Source organism: Cypionkella aquatica (genome assembly GCF_030161095.1).
GTDB classification, from domain to species: domain Bacteria; phylum Pseudomonadota; class Alphaproteobacteria; order Rhodobacterales; family Rhodobacteraceae; genus Cypionkella; species Cypionkella aquatica.
The window spans coordinates 330,178-347,716 of record NZ_BSPP01000004.1 but is presented as its reverse complement, the minus strand read 5'-3'; the positions used below and the strand labels follow the sequence as shown (position 1 = coordinate 347,716).

Below are 17,539 nucleotides of genomic sequence, written 5' to 3'. Positions count from 1 at the left end.
GGGGAATGGCATGGCGCAGGCAGTGGTGACAGGGGCGACCAGCGGTATTGGGCGCGGTGTGGCGCAGGCGTTGCACAATGCCGGGCATCAGGTCGTGGTGCTGGGCCGCAATCCGCAGGCTTTGGCCGAATTGCAGGCGCTGGGCATGCAGGCGCGCTTGGTTGATCTGGCCGATGTGGCGGGATTGGATGCGGCTTTGGACGGCCTTGCGCCCGATATTCTGGTGAACAACGCAGGGGTGATGCCGCCGCTGGGCAACTTTTGCGATGCCGATTTCGCCGATATCGACCACGCCATCACCGTCAATCTGCGCAGCGTGCTGGCGCTGACCCACGCGCTTGCCCCCGGTATGCGCGCGCGCGGCCATGGCCATATCTTCTTCACCGGATCGACGGCGGGCCATGCTCCCTTTGCCAATCTGGCGGTCTATTCTGCCACCAAAGCGGCGATCGGCGGCTTTGCCCAAGCGCTGCGGCTGGACCTCGCACCGCATGGCGTCCGCGTGACCGAGATTGTCGCGGGCCGGGTGGAAACCGGGCTTTACAACGCCCTGCTGCCCGCCGAAGCCCGCGCCGCGATGTATGCGGGCAATGCCGCGGTGCAGCCCGCTGACGTGGCCGCCATGCTGCTTGCGGTGCTGGCGCTGCCGCAATCGGTTGATGTGGCGCGGTTTGATATTCTTCCAACACATCAGGGGGTCGCCACTGGCTCCGTTAAGAAAGAGGCTTGAAATGAAGGGCTTATCCGTAGTGATCATCGGCGGCGGCGCGGGTCTCGGCGCTTTGCTGGCAGAGATGGCCGTGGCCGAAGGCGCATCGGCGCTAGGCATCATCGACCTGAACGCGGCCGCTGCCGAGGCCGCCTTGGAACCCGCCCGTGCCGCTGGTCTGCCCCATGCCTTTGCCGCCTGCGACATCCGCACGGCCGATGCCGCCCACGCCGCCTTTGCACAGGTCGCAGCTGCCTTGGGTCGGATCGATACCTTGATCAACTCGGCAGCGATCTATCCGCGCAAACCGATGCTAGAGATCACCGATGCCGATTGGGATGCCTCGAACGCCATCAACATCAAGGGCACCTATCATATGATGGTCGCCGCCGTGCGCCAGATGCAGGGCCAGACCGCCTTGGGTCAGGTGCGGGGCCGCATCGTCAACATCACCTCGGTTGATGCGTTCAAGGCCCATCCGCAAAACGCCCATTACGCTGCGACCAAGGCGGCGGTGGTGTCCCTGACCAAAAGCATGGCGCAAGAGGTCGCCGGTGATGGCATCCTCGTCAATTCGGTCGCGCCCGCGGGCATGGCCACCGAAAAGGCCCGCGAGTCGGGGTTTCTGGGCGAACTCGCCAAAGCCAGCCCGTTGGGACGTGGCGGCGAACCGCGTGAGATGGCCGAATGGGTGCTGATGGCAGGTGGTCCGCGCAACACGTATATGACCGGCGAAAACATCATCGTCTCAGGCGGCTATATCTACGCCTGAGGCCACTGATCAGTGACATGTACTTTGCACATGTCACTGCGCAACACCTCCGCCCAACCCCGGAGGCCAAAAGCCGCCGGGCAGCGCCCGACCCGCCCCCGGGCAGGGGCTTCTCGGCTACCGGGTCGGGCGCTGCCCTCTGACATTGGTGCTTGCAGCGGTCCACCCAACCGTTCCCATGTGACCGGGGCAAACTCTCCACCGAAGAGTTTGCTATTCCCGTTCAATGCAAGGTTCTGGGCTCTAGCCCTGCACCCGCTTAAAGGCGGCGGTCAAAGCGGCCTGCATCGCCTCACCACCACCGCCTTGTACGAAGCGGTGAAAGATCATCTCATTCAAGCCCCCTTTGGTGGAGTGATCTTCGCGCAAAGTCTCAAATCCCGCCGAACTGCCGCGCAAAACATCGCCCAAACTGCCGAACAACCCGCGCAGATAGGCACTGGCATCGGTTTCGGGCAGTCCCTGCGCCTGCATCCAGGCGCTGGCGGTTTCCAGAAGGCCGAAATAGCTGCCCATCAGCGCGCTGCCCGCCGCATAGGCGTCATAGGCGGCCAGATCGTCCACCGGCAAAGCCGTGCCCAAAGCCGCGAAAATCTGCATGGCAGCGGGGGCGGGCGGGAACACGGGTGTCACCCCCTGATGCGTCTCGACAAACGGCAGCGGGATGGCGCGGGCGATCTGGCGCGGGCCCAGCCAGTCGCCAATCGTCGCGCTGTGCAGCCCTGCAACCAGACTAAGCACCGGCAGATCAGCGGCTAGTTTCAGCGGCTTGATCACCGCCTCGGCGATCTGAGGCCGCACCGCCAGCACCAGCAGATCACAAGCCTCAACCACCGCCTGATTGCTGGCAGCCACGCGCACCCCCGGCAATTCCGCCAATGCCGCAGCCACCTCAGCCCCCCGCGGTGACAGCACAATCGGCCAATCCGCCAGCCCCGAAGCCTTCAGCCCGCGCACCATATGCGCCGTGATCGTGCCCGTGCCGATAAATCCCAGCCGCATGTTATCCCCTTAATAAACCGCCTGCGCCCCGGTGATTTCCACCAAAGACCCGCACATGAACGCCGCCTCATCCGAGGCTAAAAACGCCACCAAAGCCGCGACTTCATCCGGCCTGCCAATCCGCCCATAAGGCACCATCTTGTCCAGATCAGCAATGGTGCGCCCCGACCGTTTCACCCCAGCCTCCAGCATCGGGGTATGGATCTCGCCGGGGCAAACAGCGTTCACCCGCACCTTCTGCGCCGCATAATCGCGGGCAAGGTTCTGAGTGAAACTCGCCACCGCCGCCTTGGTGACGTTGTAGGCAATATGGTTCGGCGCAGGGTGCAGCCCCCATTGCGACGCGGTGTTCACAATCGCCCCACCCCCTGCTGCGATCATATGCGGCAAGGCCGCTTGGCACAGATGGAACATCGCGTCGATGTTGATGGCAAAGGATAAATCCCAATCATCCGGAGTCAAAGCCAACAGGTTGCCGCGCCGATTGACGCCTGCATTGTTGCACAACACATCAATGCGGCCTTCCGCAGCCATCACATCGGCAATCACCGCGCGACAGCCCGCAGCCGCGCCAATATCGGCGGCAAAGGCGCGCGCGACACCGCCCGCATCCCGGATCGCTGCCGCCGTTGCCTCGGCCCCCTCGGCGTTCACATCCGTCACCACCACGCGCGCGCCTTCAGACGCAAACCGCTGACAAATCGCACCACCGATGCCGCCAGCTGCCCCCGTCACCACCACCACTTTGCCGTCAAACCGCATCCCGTCCCCCATAATCACCAAATCAGCGCAGATAGCTGCCGCCGTTCACATCCAACACCGCCCCGTTCAACGACACCTGCGAGGGCCGCAGCGCAAAGGCCACCAGCTCGCCAATCTCCGCCGCCTCTGCCATCGCGCCAATCGGGATGCCGCTCAATGCCGCAGCCTCCCCATGCTGGGCGATAAATGCCTCGGCCATCTCGGTGCGCACCCAGCCCGGCGCAATCGCCACCGCCGTGATGCCTTCCGCGCCATGGCTTTGCGCCACCGATTTCGTCAGGTTGATCAGCGCCGCCTTGCTCGCGCCATAAGCCATCGCATTGGACGCATAGCCGCGCTGCCCCGCCCGGCTGGCCATATTCACAATCCGCCCGCCGCCCCGCCCGCGAAAATGCAGGATCGCCGCCCGAGTCAAATCAACGGCCGCAAGAAAGTTCACCTGAAATTCCCGCGCCCACACCGACTGCCACTGATCCAACGGCGCATCCACCGCCACCTCGGACCTTATGCCTGCATTGTTCACCAAACCATGCAACTGCCCTGCGATTGCCTCGGCGCGATCCCACAGCGCAGCAGCCCCGTCTGGCACGGCCAGATCAGCGCCAACGCACCACCCCGCCCCACCAATCTCGGCCAGCAAAGCCTCTGCCGCTGCCTGATTGCGGCTGTAATGGATCACCACCTGCGCGCCCTCGGCGGTCAAAGCGCGGCAAATCGCCTGCCCAATCGCCCCGGTCGCCCCCGTCACCAAAACCGACCGACCCTGCAATGTCATAGCGCGTCCACCTGCGGACCCCAAGTATCCGACAGCGCAAACCCACTCGCAAACGGATCATCCGGGCTGATGCGCAGCTGTTCCCGCCCGTAGATCCACGCCTGCCCGGTGATGCGTGGCAACACAGCGGGCAGATTGCCCACCACTGCCCCACCAATCGCTTCCGCCGTGAATGTCCCGCCAATGATCGAGCGTGACACGCGACGATCCCCCACTGCCACCTGCCCCCGCGCATACATCGCCGCCAGATTGGCCGAAGACCCGGTGCCGCAGGGCGAGCGGTCAACCCGCCCCGGCTTTAGCGTCGTGCAGGTGCGGATGCTGCCATCGGCCTCCTGCGCGCGAAACATCACATAGGCGACCTCATCCAGCCCCGGAATTTCGGGATGGTTCACCGCGACCTGACCCTTCAGATCGGCTTTGATCGCAATGCCCGCCTCTGCCAAGGCGCGGGCATTGGCGGGCTCGATCGTCAATCCGACCTGATCGACATCAACCAAAGCGTAAAACACCCCGCCAAAGGCAATATCGGCGCGGATCGTGCCAAAATCCTGCGTCTGCACCGCTGCATCCAAGGCCAGAACAAACGCCGGAACATTATCCAGACTGACCGACAGACAGCGGCCATCTTTGCACTGCGCCCGTGCCACGATCAGCCCCGCAGCAGTATCCAGCCGCACCACTGTTTCAGGTTCCACCATGGCCACCCGCCCGGTTTCCAGCAAGGCCGTCACCACGCAGATGCAGTTGCTGCCAGACATCGGATGCGCGCGATCCGGTTGCAACACGATGAACCCTGCATCCGCATCGGGGCGGGTCGAGTCCAGCAAAAGATTGACCGACATCGCCACATGCGCGCGCGGCTCGAACGTCACAAAGCGGCGCAGGCTGTCATCGACCGTGTTGATATAGTTCATCTTATCCAACATCGTCGCGCCCGGAATATCGGGTGCGCCGCCGATGATCAGCTTGCCGATCTCACCTTGGCAATGCACCAGCAGCAGATCTAACGCCTTGTCGAACATCGCTGAACCTTCCTAAAAACGGTTGACGCGGTAGGGGTGCAGATCAATCGAGGCCGGGGCCCCGGTGATCAGATCGCCGATCAGCCGCGCCGTGGTCGCAGCATAGGTCAGCCCCAGATGGCCGTGGCCCACAGCGTAAAACACGCCCTTGGTCTTGGCCGAGGCTGACAGGATCGGCACCGTATCGGGCAGGGCAGGGCGGTGGCCCATCCATTCGCTGGCCTGTGCGCAGCGCAACCCCGGCAGCGCGGTTTGCGCGCGCTTCACCGTCACCTTGGCGCGGCGGTAATCGGGGGCTGCGTCCAGCCCCGCCATCTCAACCGTGCCGCCCACCCGAATCCCGCCCGCCGTCGGCGTCACCATGAACGCCCGCGCGGGCCAGATGATCGAATGTTGCAGCGAGATACCGGGGGCCATGATCTGCGTGTGATAGCCGCGCTCGGTTTCCAGCGGGATAGGCTCGCCCAGCAGCTTGCACAGCTTGGCCGAGAACGCGCCCGCGCAGATCACCACCTCATCCGCCGCCAGCCTGCGACCATCGGCCAGCGTCACACCGGTGATGCGGTCACTGCGGCCAAAGCCCACCACATCGCCCCGCACGATCTGCCCGCCCAAAGCGGTAAGCTTTTCGGCCAAAGCCAGCACCAGCTTGAAGGGGTCTTTCAGCGAACGGTTGTCAGGAAACCGCACCGCCATGCCGATCTTGTCCGAAAGCGCAGGCTCTAACGCCCGCGCCGCAGCCCCGTCCAAAACCTCATGCGCAAAGCCGAAACGCTCAAGTATTTCAATATGTTCACGGTCAGCGCGGAACTCGGCGGCGTCACTGTAAAGTGACAAACAGCCCTGCGCGCTGATCTGATCCTGCAACCCGGTCTCTTGCAGCAAGGCCATGGTATCGCCCAGGGCCAGCTGGCACAAAGCCGCCCCCTGCGCCTCCAGCGCGCGCAGCTTGCTGGGCCGTGACGCCGCGATAAACCGCAAGAACCACGGCACCAGCTTTGGCATATATCCCGGTCGCACCCGCACCGGCCCTTCCGGGTCCAGCATCCATCCCGGTATCTGCCGCCAGATCGACGGGCGCGAGGCGGGCATGAATTCCGTCACCGCAATCGACGCCATATTGCCATAAGACGCGCCCTTCCCCGGCGCATCGCGGTCCACCAGCACCACCTGCCGTCCGCGCTTTTGCAGATCATGCGCAATCGCGGTGCCAATGATGCCTGCGCCGACGACAACCGTGGTCATGGCTTACTGCCAGTTCAGAATCGGCTGCATCGCCGCCGCAAACTCCGCCTTCTCAGTGGGCGTCAGCGGCCCCAAAGGCATCCGACATTCGCCGACAGGCGTGCCCTGCAATTCGCAGCCATATTTCAGCTTTTGCACGAACTTGCCCGATTCCAGAATGTTCATCGCGGTGTAAAGCGTCGCCATCTGCGCCTTGGCTTTCGCCAGATCGCCCGAACGGAAGCTGCGATCCAGATCGCAAACCGCTTTTGCCATGCAATTCGCAGGCCCGCAGATCCACGACTCCGCGCCCCAGAACATGAAATCCAGCGCAATATCATCCGAGCCTGACACCAGCTGAATCCGCCCCGGATAGCGCGTCGCGATGCCAATCGCGCGCTGCAAAGAGCCAGAGCTTTCCTTGATCCCGATCACACGCGGATGATCGGCCAGGGCATCCAGAACCTCCCACCCCAACTCCACCCCATCTTTGTCGGGGTAAGAGTATAGCACGATATTCACATCGACAGCATCCAGCACCGCGTTGAAATGCTTGATCAATTCAGCCTGCGTTGGTTTGGTATAGAACGGCGTGGCAAGCAGCACCGTGTCATAGCCCATCGCCTTGGCGCGCGCGCAATTGGCGATCACCCCCGCCGTGTGCGGCGCATTGGTGCCCGCGATCAGGGTCTCTGTCGGCAGTGCGAAATCTTTGACAAAGGCCAGCACCTCATCCCGCTCGGCATCCGACATCAGGTTGTATTCGCCAGACGATCCCCCCGGCACCCAGCCGCTGACCCCCGCCGCGCGCAGGTTGGTCAGATGCGTCTCCAACGCCACAAAGTCGATTTTGCCAGCCGCATCAAACGGCGTGACCAAAGCAGGCAGAACGCCAGTCAGTTTCAGCATCGGAGTATCCCTTCACCGCGATTCGTCGCCAGAACGGCGGGCCGCATTGGTTCAAATCATGACGACACCGTGCCGACACGTCAAATCAAAAATAATCTGTGTCGACAGAAAGCCCGCAAGCCGCTATCGCTGGATCAGCCGCAGAAAGGCCCCGCGATGGATGAAGCCCCCGAGAACAAGCGTGTCAAAGGCACGGGCGCGAAATTTGCCTATGACACGATCCGCTACGAGATTCTGGCGCTGACCCTTGCGCCGGGTGCCTTGCTGGATGAAACCTCGCTGGCCGAGCGCTTTGTGATGTCGCGGTCCCCCGTGCGCGAGGCGTTGATCAAGCTCGCGGGCGAGGGGCTGGTGGTGACGCTTGCAAACCGCTCTACCATCGTCGCCCCGATTGATGTCACCAGCTTTCCGAAATACGTCGAGGCTTTGGACATCGCCCAGCGCATGAACACCCGGTTGGCGGCGCAATTGCGGACAGAGGCCGATCTGAAAGCCATCGCGCGGCGGCAAAAGCAATTTGAAACGGCGGTGCGCTCGGGCGGGCATCTGGCGATGTCCGAGGCCAATAAACTGTTTCACATGGCCATCGCCGAGGCAGGCAAGAACCCCTATCTGACCAGCTTTTATGCCCGCCTGCTGGATCAGGGCCGTCGCATGTTACACCTGCATTTTCAATATCTTGAGCGTGGTCAGGATGGCATCCTGCTCACCGATGAACATGCGCAGATGTATGAGGCAATCTATGCCCGCGACATTGATCGTGCCGATGCTTTGGCGCATGCGCATACCCGGCAATTCAGCGCCAATTTCATGGCCTATCTGCAGGAAAACCATTCCGCCGCCATGCCGCTTGGTGGGCCAAAGCTGGCTTGACGGCAGCCGCGCGATGGTATCGCATCGTGCAAGATTTGTCTGAAAGGACCGCAGATGACGTTCAAAGCTTTGGTGGTTGAAAAGGATGCGTCGGGGGCGACCCATGCCGCCGTCAAATCGCTGGAGCTGGCCGATTTGCCCGCCGGCGAGGTTTTGGTGGCCGTCGAATATTCCACCGTCAACTACAAGGACGGGCTTTGCATGACGTCGGGCGGCGGCATGGTGCGCGCCTATCCGCATGTGCCGGGGATTGATTTTGCCGGTGTGGTCGAGGCGTCACAGGATCCGCGCTACCGCCCCGGCGACAAGGTGGTGCTGACTGGCTGGCGCGTGGGCGAGACGCATTGGGGCGGCTATGGCCAGAAGGCGCGGGTCAAGGCCGATTGGCTGGTGCCACTGCCCGCTGGCTTGACGACGCGGATGGCGATGGCGGTTGGCACGGCGGGCCTGACCGCGATGCTGGCGGTGATGGCGCTAGAGTCGCATGGCCTGACACCGGGGCAGGGGCCCGTGTTGGTGACGGGGGCTGCGGGGGGCGTCGGCTCGGTCGCCGTCAGCATCCTTGCGCAGCTGGGCTATCAGGTCGCAGCCGTCACCGGGCGGCCGGAAACCGAAAGCTATCTGCGCGCCTTGGGGGCCAGCGACATCGTACCGCGCGATCAGATCAACGAGGTCGTCAAACGGCCTCTGGAGGCCGAAGCTTGGGCGGGCTGCATTGACGCCGTCGGTGGTGCAATGCTGGCGCGGGTGCTTGGGCAGTTGAAATATGGCGGCTCGGTTGCGGCGATCGGGCTTGCGGGCGGTGCTGCCTTGCCTGCCTCGGTGATCCCGTTTCTGCTGCGCGGCGTCAACCTGCTGGGCATAGATTCCGTGCTGCAGCCCTATGCCAAACGGCAGGCGGCTTGGGCGCGGATCGCCACAGATTTGCCACTGGACAAGCTTGAATCGATGGTCACGATGGCGACGCTTGACGATCTGCCACGCTTGGGTGCGGCGATTTTGGCGGGCCAAGTGCAAGGGCGCTGCGTGATTGATCTGAACGCCTGATCTGGCGCAAGGGCCGGCTTTTCCTCGATTTTGTATGTCGTTTTGGCAAAACCACAACATATAGAATTTTGTCCCAGCTGGGACAGATTCAGGCGTCTGAAACCCTGGCTCAGATGCCCCGCGCGCGGGGGCTTTGCGGGCGCTTTGCTGCGGTTAATACCGCGTCGTCATCCGGTAGCCCCGCCGATGCGCCAGCGTCACCAACGTGACGGCGGCGTTCTGCCACCACGTTGCGCGCTCGCTGCAAAACACCGGATCGCCGGGGGCATGGCCCAGATGCGCCACCATCTGCGCATCCGCCGCCTGTGCCAGAAAGCTGATCTCCACTTCTGAAAACGGCACGGTGGCGACCAACCATTCATTCGGGCCAACCGCAGAGAAATCCTGCTCTGTCGCCAGCGGCAGCGCCTGCGCGTTGATCCAGCGATCCTCCAGCTGAAACGCCACGCCATCGGCGAAATGCAGGCACAGCAGATGCACAACGCGGGCCCGCGCCTTCAGCCGCATCCGCTCCCGCAGCCAATCGGGGGCCAGAATCACGTCGCGGCTGACCAGTTGATAGCGATACGCCGCCCCGGTTTTCTCAATCTCGGCCCGCACCAACGGCATCTCGAACCGGGCTTGCCGGATCGGCGCCATCCGCACCCGCGTGCCCGCCTTGCGCTTGCGGTCCAGAAACCCAAGCTCTGACACTTCGCGCAAAGCCCGGTTCATCGTGGTGCGCGAGACGCCGAATTCTTCCGCCAGTTCCACCTCTCCGGGCAGCAAGGAACCCGGCCCCCAAGGGCCTTCGGTGATACGCTGGATGATCTCGGCCATCACCTCGCGGAAGGTCGTTGTCTCCGCCTTCGCAGTCTCAATCCTGACAGTGTCTGGCATCTGGCCCCCCTCAGCGCCCTATAGCGCGTCCACCAATCCCTGCACAGCCACCCGCCACCCGGCGATGATCTGCTCGCGCTGGATATGCCGCCCGCCCCGCACCTGATGCCGCCCTGCCGACCAAAGGTCAGTGATCACCGCATCCGATGCCGCAAACGCCAACCCGTCCAGAATCTGATCATTCCGCAGCGCGCACAGTGCCGGATGCGACAGATCAATCGCGGTCAAATCCGCCAGCATCCCCACCGCAATCGCCCCAGACTTCCGCCCCAAAGCCTGCGCCCCGCCTTTCGCTGCCCCCAGATAAAGCGCAGCGCCAACAGATCCTTCGCCCACAACCATCACATTGCGGGCAATATCGCGCAGCCGCTGGCTATACTCCAAAGTCCGCAATTCCTCGGTCAGCGAAATTCGCACATTGCTGTCCGACCCAATCCCGAACGCGCCGCCCGCCGCCAACCATCCCGGCCCATTAAACGGCCCATCGCCCAAATTCGCCTCGGTGATCGGGCACAACCCCGCCACAGCCCCCGAGCGCGCAAGCCCGCTGGTTTCAGCTTCCGTCATATGCGTCGCATGAATAGCGCACCAATCCGCCCCAATCGGCGTATTCGCCAACAACCACTCGACCGGACGCGCCCCCAGCCAAGCCGAGATATCCGCCACTTCCTTCGGCTGCTCCGCCACATGAATATGCACCGGATTACCCTGCGCAATCGGCAAAGCCCGCAGCAAATCGCTCGGATTCGTCGCGCGCAGCGAATGTGGCGCGATCCCCACCCGCGTATCGCTAGGCAAAGCCTTAGCCGCCCCCCGCGCCGCCTCAACCAACCGCGCGAACCGATCCACATCATTGCCGAACCGCAACTGCCCCGCGGCCAGCGCCTGCTCCCCAGCCCCACCATAGCTATACAGCACCGGCAAATGCGTCAGCCCAATTCCCGTCAGATCAGCCGCCGCAAAAATCCGCCCCGACAACTCGGCAATATCCCCATAAACCGCGCCACCGGGCTGATGATGCACATAATGGAATTCCCCGACCGAGGCATAACCGGCCTCCTGCATCTCCATAAACACCAGCGCCGCAATCGCCTGCATCTGTTCGGGCGTCAAACGGTCCAGAAACCGATACATCAGATCGCGCCATGTCCAGAAACTGTCGCGTCCCGCAATACGATGCTCCGTCATCCCCGCCATCGCCCGCTGAAACGCATGGCTGTGCAGGTTCGCCAGCGCCGGCAGCAGCGCCGACACCACCACATCCCCCGCCTGCGCCTTAGCCCCGACGGTGATGGCGCTGATATGGCCCTCCGCCACAGTGATCCTGACATTCTCGGCCCAGCCCTCGGGCAGCAAAGCGCGGCTTGCAAAAATCACGGCGACGACTCCTTATGTGTAGACATAATAAACATACTCGCATAAACACCGTTCAGGCAATAGCTTTCGATGAGGCATCCGGTGCATCCTTCCCCGCTCACCCTGATCAACCTGCAAGCCGCGACAATGGTGGGGAAATCTGATCCCTATGGCCTGATTGCCGATGCGGCCTTGGTGCTGGATCAGGGCCGAATCGCATGGATCGGCCCCCGCGCCGACCTCCCCGCCGCACACGCCGCCCTGCTGCAAAAAGACATGGGCGGTCGCCTGATCACCCCGGCACTGATTGATTGCCACACCCACGTAGTCCACGGCGGCAACCGCGCCACCGAGTTTGAAATGCGCCTGCAAGGGGCGTCTTACGAAGAAGTCGCCCGTGCAGGCGGTGGCATCATTTCCACCGTCAAAGCCACCCGCACCGCCAGCCAAGCCGATCTGGTGGCCCAAGCCCTGCCGTTCGTCGATGCGATGATCGCCGAAGGTGTCGCGGTGATCGAGATCAAATCCGGCTACGGCCTTGATGCCGAAACCGAATTGCGGATGCTGCGCGCCGCCCGTGAAATCGCCACCCTGCGCCAGATCACGGTGAAAACAAGCTACCTCGCCGCCCACGCCATCCCGCCCGAATACAAAGACCGCGCCGACGCCTATATTGATCAGGTCGCCATCCCCACCCTGCACGCCGCGCACGCCGAAGGTTTGGTCGATGCGGTAGACGGCTTCTGCGAGGGCATTGCCTTCTCGCCCGCCCAAATCGAACGGCTGTTCACCGTCGCGGCCCAACTGAATATCCCGGTAAAACTCCACGCCGAACAACTCTCAAATCTCGGCGGCGCTGCCCTCGCCGCGCGCTTCAACGCCCTCTCCGCCGATCACCTCGAATATCTCGACGAAGCGGGCGTCATGGCGATGGACCAATCCGGCACCGTTGCCGTGATCCTGCCGGGTGCCTTCTACACCCTGCGCGAAACCCAAATGCCGCCCATCGCCCTCCTGCGAAAACACAACGTCCCGATGGCCGTCGCCACCGATATGAACCCCGGCTCCTCCCCCATGTCGTCGCTGCTCTTGGCGATGAACATGGCCTGCACCCTGTTCCGCATGACCCCAGCAGAAGCCCTCGCCGGGGCAACCACCCACGCCGCCCGCGCGCTAAATCTGCCCAATCACGGCACCCTAGCCCCCGGCCAAGCCGCCGATCTGGCGATCTGGAACGCCCAACACCCCGCCGAACTGGCCTATCGCATCGGCTTCAACCCGCTTCATCAACGCATCATCGGAGGCGCGCTTTGACCGCACTGACCCTTACACCCGGCCAAGTCACCCTTGCCGATCTCGTCCGCATCTACCGCGAGGAACTGCCCGTCACCCTTGACCGCGCCGCCAAACCGGGCATCGAACGCGCCGCCGCAGCCATCGCCGCCGCTGCCGCAGGTGACGCGCCGGTTTACGGCGTCAACACCGGCTTCGGCAAACTCGCCAGCCTGCGCATCGCCCCCGCAGACACCGCCACCCTGCAACGCAACCTGATCCTGTCGCATTGCTGCGGGGTGGGTGAGTCGATCCCCCGCCGCCACGCCCGCCTGCTGATGGTCCTCAAACTGCTGTCCTTCGGTCGCGGCGCATCCGGCATCCGCTGGGAATTTGTCGAACTTATTGAGGCAATGCTGGCAAAGGGCGTCACCCCACAAATCCCGGTGCAAGGCTCTGTCGGTGCCTCCGGGGACCTCGCCCCCCTGTCGCACATGACCGCCGTGATCATCGGTGAAGGCGAAGCCGAATACCAAGGCCAGATCATGCCGGGGGCCAAAGCCCTCGCCGCCGCTGGCCTCTCGCCCATCCAACTCGGCCCGAAAGAAGGCCTCGCCTTCATCAACGGCACGCAATTCTCCACCGCCTTCGCGCTGGCGGGCCTGTTCGACGGCTGGAACGCCGCGCAATCGGCACTGGTGACCTCGGCCCTATCGACCGATGCCATCATGGGCTCCACCGCGCCCTTGCAACCCGAAATCCACTCCTTACGCGGTCACGCGGGCCAGATCGAAGCCGCCGCCTTCATGCGCGCATTGCTCGCTGGTTCGGAAATCCGCGAAAGCCACATCGAGGGCGACGCCCGCGTGCAAGACCCCTACTGCATCCGCTGCCAACCCCAAGTGACCGGGGCCGCGATGGACGTCCTGCGCCAAGCCGCCACCACGCTGGAGATCGAGGCCAACGCCGCCACCGACAACCCCCTCGTGCTGACCGAAGCTGGCCTGATCGTCTCGGGCGGAAATTTCCACGCCGAACCTGTGGGCTTCGCCGCCGATATGATCGCCCTAGCCCTCGCCGAAATCGGCGCAATCGCGCAACGCCGCGTGGCGCTCATGGTCGACCCGGTGCTGTCGTTCAACCTGCCGCCCTTCCTGACCCCGCGCCCCGGCCTGAACTCCGGCCTGATGATCGCCGAAGTCACCACCGCCGCGCTGATGTCCGAGAACAAACACATCGCCATGCCCTGCGTGACCGATTCAACCCCTACCTCTGCCAACCAAGAAGACCACGTCAGCATGGCCGCGCACGGTGCCGTCCGCTTGGGCAAGATGGTGCAGAACCTGAACGTCATTCTCGGCGTGGAAGCCATCTGCGCCGCCCAAGGCGTCGATTTCCGCTCCCCCCTGCAAACCTCCACCCCGTTGCAAGCTGTCGTCGCCCAACTGCGCACCCAAGTCGCCACCATGGGCGATGATCGCTACATGGCCCCCGACCTTGCCGCTGCCGCCGATCTGATTGCCAGCGGAGCGCTCGCGGCTGCCTCCGCCCTCACCCTTCCCACCTTGTAACCCCCCCCCTTCCCATACGAGGCTGATATGACCAAACCGCTCGACAACTCCCGCCACAACCTGCGCGACATCTACCCCGCCACTGGCACCGAGATCACCGCGAAAAGCTGGCAGACCGAAGCCGCGATGCGGATGCTGATGAACAACCTGCATCCCGATGTGGCCGAAAACCCGCATGAGCTGGTGGTCTATGGCGGCATCGGTCGCGCCGCCCGCACCTGGGGCGATTTCGACCGCATCGTCGCCACGCTGAGAACGCTGGAAGACGACGAAACCTTGGTGGTGCAATCCGGCCGCCCCGTCGCCGTGGTGCGCACCCACAAAGACGCCCCGCGCGTGCTGATCGCCAACTCCAACCTCGTGCCGCATTGGGCCACATGGGACCATTTCAACGCGCTCGATAAAAAGGGCCTGATGATGTATGGCCAGATGACCGCGGGTTCGTGGATCTACATCGGCACCCAAGGCATCGTTCAAGGCACCTATGAAACCTTCGCCGAAGCCGGTCGCCAGCACTACGGCGGCAGCCTGAAAGGCAAGTGGATTCTCACCGGCGGTCTGGGCGGCATGGGCGGCGCGCAACCCCTCGCCGCCGTGATGGCCGGGGCCTGCTGTCTGGCGGTGGAGTGTGACGAAACCCGCATCGACTTCCGCATCCGCACCCGCTACGTCGACGCCAAAGCGCATACGCTGGATGAAGCCTTGGCAATGATCGCTGAATGGACCGCCGCTGGCGAGGCCAAATCCGTGGGCCTCCTCGGCAACGCCGCCGACATCTTCCCCGAACTGGTCAAACGCATGCAGGCTGGCACCGCCCGCCCCGATATCGTCACCGACCAAACCTCGGCCCACGATCCGCTGCACGGCTATCTGCCGCAGGGCTGGAACGTCGCAGAATGGCGCGCAAAGCAAGAATCCGACCCCAAGGCCGTCGAAAAAGCCGCCCGTGCGTCAATGCGCACCCATGTCGCCGCGATGGTCGATTTCTGGAATGCAGGCGTCCCCACCCTCGACTACGGCAACAACATCCGCCAGGTCGCGCTGGAAGAAGGCTTCGAGAACGCCTTCGCCTTCCCCGGTTTCGTCCCCGCCTACATCCGCCCCTTGTTCTGCAAAGGCATCGGCCCGTTCCGCTGGGTGGCTTTGTCGGGTGACCCCGAGGATATCCGCAAAACCGACGCCGCGATGAAGAAACTGTTCCCCGACAACACCCACTTGCACCGCTGGCTGGATATGGCAGGCGAGCGCATCGCCTTCCAAGGCCTGCCCGCCCGCATCTGCTGGATCGGCCTTGGCGACCGCCACCGCGCGGGCCTGATGTTCAACGAAATGGTGAAATCGGGTGAACTCAAAGCCCCCATCGTCATCGGCCGCGATCACCTCGATTCAGGCTCCGTCGCCTCACCCAACCGCGAAACCGAGTCGATGATGGACGGCTCCGATGCCGTCTCTGACTGGCCACTGCTGAACGCCCTCGTCAACACCGCCAGCGGGGCGACATGGGTTTCCCTGCACCACGGCGGCGGCGTCGGTATGGGCTTTTCGCAGCACTCCGGCGTGGTGATCGTCGCCGATGGCACCGACGATGCGGCGAAACGCCTTGAACGTGTGCTTTGGAACGACCCGGCTTCGGGCGTCTGGCGTCACGCCGACGCAGGCTATGAGACCGCCGTTGAGCACGCCAAAGACCAAGGCCTCCGCCTGCCCACGATTCTGGGCAACTGACTTCGCGTCTTCGCAGGGTCGCACTCCGGTTCGACCCTGCAAAAACCCTGCAATTTGACTAAAATTTGCTTTCATCTGTTCTCAAATATCCCACGGGGGAAGCGGGTTTGGCACAAACCCGCGTGGGGGTGGGAAACCCCCATACCCGGCCCGACACCCGCGTGCGGGAACAAAACACCCCCCGCCGCGTTACCCCTCTGTATTGGCTCATCAGAAGGGAAACCCGATGTCCGCTCCGAACACGAATATCGACAAACAAGCGCGCCGCCACCGTGGCCCACTGATCGGCATGGCTTTGGCCGTGATCTTTGGTGTCGCTGTGATCCTGTATTGGCTGTTTGAAGAATCCGCCCAATCCGATCCGCCCGCGCCGCAAGACCAGATCGAACAGCAAAGCGGCACCACCCCGGACACGCAAGCCCCCGTGACAGCAGCCCCCGTGACACCTGCCCCGGGCGAAGGCGCCGTGATCGCGCCGCAAACCGGCACGGAAACCACTCCCGCCGCACCTCCGTCTACAACCCCATAACCCTGCATACCCCGAGCCGCCGTTTGTCGGGCGGCGGCTCAACCGCTTGCACCCCTCCCGCGCTAATCTGCGCGCAACTGATCGCGCAGGCTGTTGACCTGATCGCGCAGCGCCAGCAGCGCCTCTAGCGTCAACCCCGACTTCTCCAGAATACACCTCGGAATATCCGCCGCCCGCGCCTGCATCTCGCGCCCCGCAGCGCTCAACGTCACCCGCACTTGCCGCTCATCGCGGGTGTCCCGGGCACGGACGACCAGCCCCTGCGCTTCCATCCGTTTCAACAGCGGTGTCAGCGTGTTGCTTTCCAACTGCAATGCCGCGCCGAGTTGCCCCACCGTCTGGCCATCCTCGCCCCACAAAGCCACCAGCGCCAGATATTGCGGATAGGTCAGCCCCAATGCCTCCAACAGCGGCTTGTAGGCGTGCTGCATCGCGTGGGTGGCCGAATACAGCGAAAAGCAGATCATTTCGGCAGCGGGCAGGGCAGGCGGTTGATGCTTTGGCGTGTCCATCGTGAAACTCCTTTTCGTGCAAGATAGATCGCACGCGATTAAATCACAAGATCGACGGGAACCAGCGCGTCACAGAAGCATTAACACAGGCTTTTAGCCAACAGGGTTGACGCCAGCGCCGACTCAGGCTAAATAGATCGCACACGATTAAATCGCAAAGGATACAAAATGCCGACGAAAGTAGTTTACTCCACCGAAGCCACCGCAACCGGCGGCGGCCGCGACGGCACCTCGGCAACCAAAGACGGCGCTTTGGCTGTGACCTTGGCCGTGCCGAAAGAAATGGGCGGCACCGGTGCTGGCAACAACCCCGAACAGCTGTTCGCTGTCGGCTACGCCGCCTGCTACCTTGGTGCGATGCGCTTTGCTGCCAGCAGTGAGAAACTCGGCACTGTGCCGGACAACGCCACCGTCACCTCGACCGTCGGCATCGGCCCGCGCGCTGAAGGTGGCTTCGGCATCCAAGTGGCCCTCGCCGTCTCGCTCCCCGGCCTTGACCGTGATGTCGCGCAGAAAATCGTCGATCGCGGCCATTTCATCTGCCCCTACTCGAACGCCATCAAAGGCAATGTCGACGTGACGACCACCCTCGTCTAA

At 63.4% G+C, this 17,539-nt stretch carries 18 protein-coding genes; 9 read left to right on the top strand and 9 right to left on the bottom strand.

Features of this window, described 5'->3' with window-relative positions:
• Positions 1-10 precede the first annotated feature (10 nt).
• Together QQJ98_RS05220 and QQJ98_RS05215 are read left to right on the top strand one after the other, a co-directional pair.
• Entirely contained in the window at positions 11-730 is a 720-nt protein-coding gene (locus tag QQJ98_RS05220; protein ID WP_284324268.1) for an SDR family oxidoreductase, read from the top strand.
• Between the two features lies 1 nt (position 731).
• Positions 732-1,481 (top strand): SDR family NAD(P)-dependent oxidoreductase, encoded by a 750-nt coding sequence (locus tag QQJ98_RS05215; protein ID WP_284324267.1) that lies wholly within the window; start codon positions 732-734, stop codon positions 1,479-1,481.
• Between the two features lie 243 nt (positions 1,482-1,724).
• On the opposite strand, the gene QQJ98_RS05210 is transcribed toward QQJ98_RS05215, so the two are convergent.
• The 6 genes from QQJ98_RS05210 to QQJ98_RS05185 are packed head-to-tail and all read right to left on the bottom strand — an operon-like array spanning position 1,725 to position 7,178.
• Positions 1,725-2,483, bottom strand: a complete 759-nt coding sequence (locus QQJ98_RS05210; RefSeq protein WP_284324266.1) for a pyrroline-5-carboxylate reductase — start codon at positions 2,481-2,483, stop codon at positions 1,725-1,727.
• Between the two features lie 9 nt (positions 2,484-2,492).
• Entirely contained in the window at positions 2,493-3,245 is a 753-nt protein-coding gene (locus QQJ98_RS05205) for an SDR family NAD(P)-dependent oxidoreductase (RefSeq protein WP_284324265.1), read from the bottom strand.
• Positions 3,246-3,267: 22 nt separating this feature from the next.
• Positions 3,268-4,020, bottom strand: coding sequence for an SDR family NAD(P)-dependent oxidoreductase (locus QQJ98_RS05200; protein WP_284324264.1), 753 nt, complete (start codon positions 4,018-4,020; stop codon positions 3,268-3,270).
• The gene (locus QQJ98_RS05195; RefSeq protein WP_284324263.1) at positions 4,017-5,045 is read right to left on the bottom strand and encodes a proline racemase family protein; all 1,029 of its coding nucleotides are present in this window, start codon (positions 5,043-5,045) and stop codon (positions 4,017-4,019) included. Before QQJ98_RS05195 ends, QQJ98_RS05200 begins: the two co-directional genes overlap by 4 nt.
• 12 nt (positions 5,046-5,057) lie before the next feature.
• A complete protein-coding gene (locus tag QQJ98_RS05190; protein ID WP_284324262.1) occupies positions 5,058-6,290 on the bottom strand; it encodes an NAD(P)/FAD-dependent oxidoreductase in 1,233 nt (410 codons plus the stop codon).
• 3 nt (positions 6,291-6,293) lie between these two features.
• Positions 6,294-7,178: a dihydrodipicolinate synthase family protein gene (locus QQJ98_RS05185; protein WP_284324261.1), complete on the bottom strand. Its 885-nt coding sequence runs from the start codon at positions 7,176-7,178 to the stop codon at positions 6,294-6,296.
• Between the two features lie 156 nt (positions 7,179-7,334).
• On the opposite strand from QQJ98_RS05185, the gene QQJ98_RS05180 reads away from it, so the two are divergent.
• Together QQJ98_RS05180 and QQJ98_RS05175 are read left to right on the top strand one after the other, a co-directional pair.
• Positions 7,335-8,051, top strand: a complete 717-nt coding sequence (locus QQJ98_RS05180) for a GntR family transcriptional regulator (protein WP_284324260.1) — start codon at positions 7,335-7,337, stop codon at positions 8,049-8,051.
• Positions 8,052-8,105: 54 nt separating this feature from the next.
• Positions 8,106-9,098: an oxidoreductase gene (locus QQJ98_RS05175; RefSeq protein ID WP_284324259.1), complete on the top strand. Its 993-nt coding sequence runs from the start codon at positions 8,106-8,108 to the stop codon at positions 9,096-9,098.
• Between the two features lie 153 nt (positions 9,099-9,251).
• Here QQJ98_RS05175 and hutC read toward each other — a convergent pair whose 3' ends face one another.
• Both hutC and QQJ98_RS05165 read right to left on the bottom strand, forming a co-directional pair.
• Complete coding sequence (gene hutC / locus QQJ98_RS05170; protein ID WP_284324258.1) at positions 9,252-9,977, bottom strand: histidine utilization transcriptional repressor HutC; 726 nt, start codon at positions 9,975-9,977, stop codon at positions 9,252-9,254.
• Between the two features lie 18 nt (positions 9,978-9,995).
• Positions 9,996-11,354 carry a formimidoylglutamate deiminase gene (locus QQJ98_RS05165; RefSeq protein WP_284324257.1) on the bottom strand — a complete coding sequence of 453 codons (1,359 nt, stop codon included), beginning with the start codon at positions 11,352-11,354 and terminating at the stop codon, positions 9,996-9,998.
• Between the two features lie 126 nt (positions 11,355-11,480).
• Between QQJ98_RS05165 and hutI the strand changes: the two genes are divergently transcribed.
• The 4 genes from hutI (at position 11,481) to QQJ98_RS05145 (ending at position 16,430) form a co-directional block, all read left to right on the top strand.
• Positions 11,481-12,647 carry an imidazolonepropionase gene (gene hutI / locus QQJ98_RS05160; RefSeq protein ID WP_284324603.1) on the top strand — a complete coding sequence of 389 codons (1,167 nt, stop codon included), beginning with the start codon at positions 11,481-11,483 and terminating at the stop codon, positions 12,645-12,647.
• The gene (gene hutH / locus QQJ98_RS05155; protein WP_284324256.1) at positions 12,644-14,176 is read left to right on the top strand and encodes a histidine ammonia-lyase; all 1,533 of its coding nucleotides are present in this window, start codon (positions 12,644-12,646) and stop codon (positions 14,174-14,176) included. Before hutI ends, hutH begins: the two co-directional genes overlap by 4 nt.
• 27 nt (positions 14,177-14,203) lie before the next feature.
• Positions 14,204-15,901 carry a urocanate hydratase gene (hutU, locus tag QQJ98_RS05150; RefSeq protein WP_284324255.1) on the top strand — a complete coding sequence of 566 codons (1,698 nt, stop codon included), beginning with the start codon at positions 14,204-14,206 and terminating at the stop codon, positions 15,899-15,901.
• A gap of 226 nt (positions 15,902-16,127) precedes the next feature.
• The gene (locus tag QQJ98_RS05145) at positions 16,128-16,430 is read left to right on the top strand and encodes a hypothetical protein (protein WP_284324254.1); all 303 of its coding nucleotides are present in this window, start codon (positions 16,128-16,130) and stop codon (positions 16,428-16,430) included.
• A 62-nt stretch (positions 16,431-16,492) separates the two neighbouring features.
• Here the strand turns inward: QQJ98_RS05145 and QQJ98_RS05140 are convergent, their stop codons facing one another.
• Positions 16,493-16,942 (bottom strand): MarR family winged helix-turn-helix transcriptional regulator, encoded by a 450-nt coding sequence (locus QQJ98_RS05140; RefSeq protein ID WP_284324253.1) that lies wholly within the window; start codon positions 16,940-16,942, stop codon positions 16,493-16,495.
• A gap of 168 nt (positions 16,943-17,110) precedes the next feature.
• Here QQJ98_RS05140 and QQJ98_RS05135 point away from each other — a divergent pair, with 168 nt between their 5' ends.
• Entirely contained in the window at positions 17,111-17,539 is a 429-nt protein-coding gene (locus tag QQJ98_RS05135) for an organic hydroperoxide resistance protein (RefSeq protein WP_284324252.1), read from the top strand.

Excerpts from the sequence above, each read along its gene's own strand:
- QQJ98_RS05220 (WP_284324268.1), top strand. The coding sequence starts at position 11 with ATGGCGCAGGCAGTGGTGACAGGGGCGACCAGCGGTATTGGGCGCGGT.
- QQJ98_RS05215 (WP_284324267.1), top strand. The coding sequence starts at position 732 with ATGAAGGGCTTATCCGTAGTGATCATCGGCGGCGGCGCGGGTCTCGGC.
- QQJ98_RS05210 (WP_284324266.1), bottom strand. The coding sequence starts at position 2,483 with ATGCGGCTGGGATTTATCGGCACGGGCACGATCACGGCGCATATGGTG.
- QQJ98_RS05205 (WP_284324265.1), bottom strand. The coding sequence starts at position 3,245 with ATGCGGTTTGACGGCAAAGTGGTGGTGGTGACGGGGGCAGCTGGCGGC.
- QQJ98_RS05200 (WP_284324264.1), bottom strand. The coding sequence starts at position 4,020 with ATGACATTGCAGGGTCGGTCGGTTTTGGTGACGGGGGCGACCGGGGCG.
- QQJ98_RS05195 (WP_284324263.1), bottom strand. The coding sequence starts at position 5,045 with ATGTTCGACAAGGCGTTAGATCTGCTGCTGGTGCATTGCCAAGGTGAG.
- QQJ98_RS05190 (WP_284324262.1), bottom strand. The coding sequence starts at position 6,290 with ATGACCACGGTTGTCGTCGGCGCAGGCATCATTGGCACCGCGATTGCG.
- QQJ98_RS05185 (WP_284324261.1), bottom strand. The coding sequence starts at position 7,178 with ATGCTGAAACTGACTGGCGTTCTGCCTGCTTTGGTCACGCCGTTTGAT.
- QQJ98_RS05180 (WP_284324260.1), top strand. The coding sequence starts at position 7,335 with ATGGATGAAGCCCCCGAGAACAAGCGTGTCAAAGGCACGGGCGCGAAA.
- QQJ98_RS05175 (WP_284324259.1), top strand. The coding sequence starts at position 8,106 with ATGACGTTCAAAGCTTTGGTGGTTGAAAAGGATGCGTCGGGGGCGACC.
- hutC (WP_284324258.1), bottom strand. The coding sequence starts at position 9,977 with ATGCCAGACACTGTCAGGATTGAGACTGCGAAGGCGGAGACAACGACC.
- hutI (WP_284324603.1), top strand. The coding sequence starts at position 11,481 with ATGGTGGGGAAATCTGATCCCTATGGCCTGATTGCCGATGCGGCCTTG.
- hutU (WP_284324255.1), top strand. The coding sequence starts at position 14,204 with ATGACCAAACCGCTCGACAACTCCCGCCACAACCTGCGCGACATCTAC.
- QQJ98_RS05145 (WP_284324254.1), top strand. The coding sequence starts at position 16,128 with ATGTCCGCTCCGAACACGAATATCGACAAACAAGCGCGCCGCCACCGT.
- QQJ98_RS05140 (WP_284324253.1), bottom strand. The coding sequence starts at position 16,942 with ATGGACACGCCAAAGCATCAACCGCCTGCCCTGCCCGCTGCCGAAATG.
- QQJ98_RS05135 (WP_284324252.1), top strand. The coding sequence starts at position 17,111 with ATGCCGACGAAAGTAGTTTACTCCACCGAAGCCACCGCAACCGGCGGC.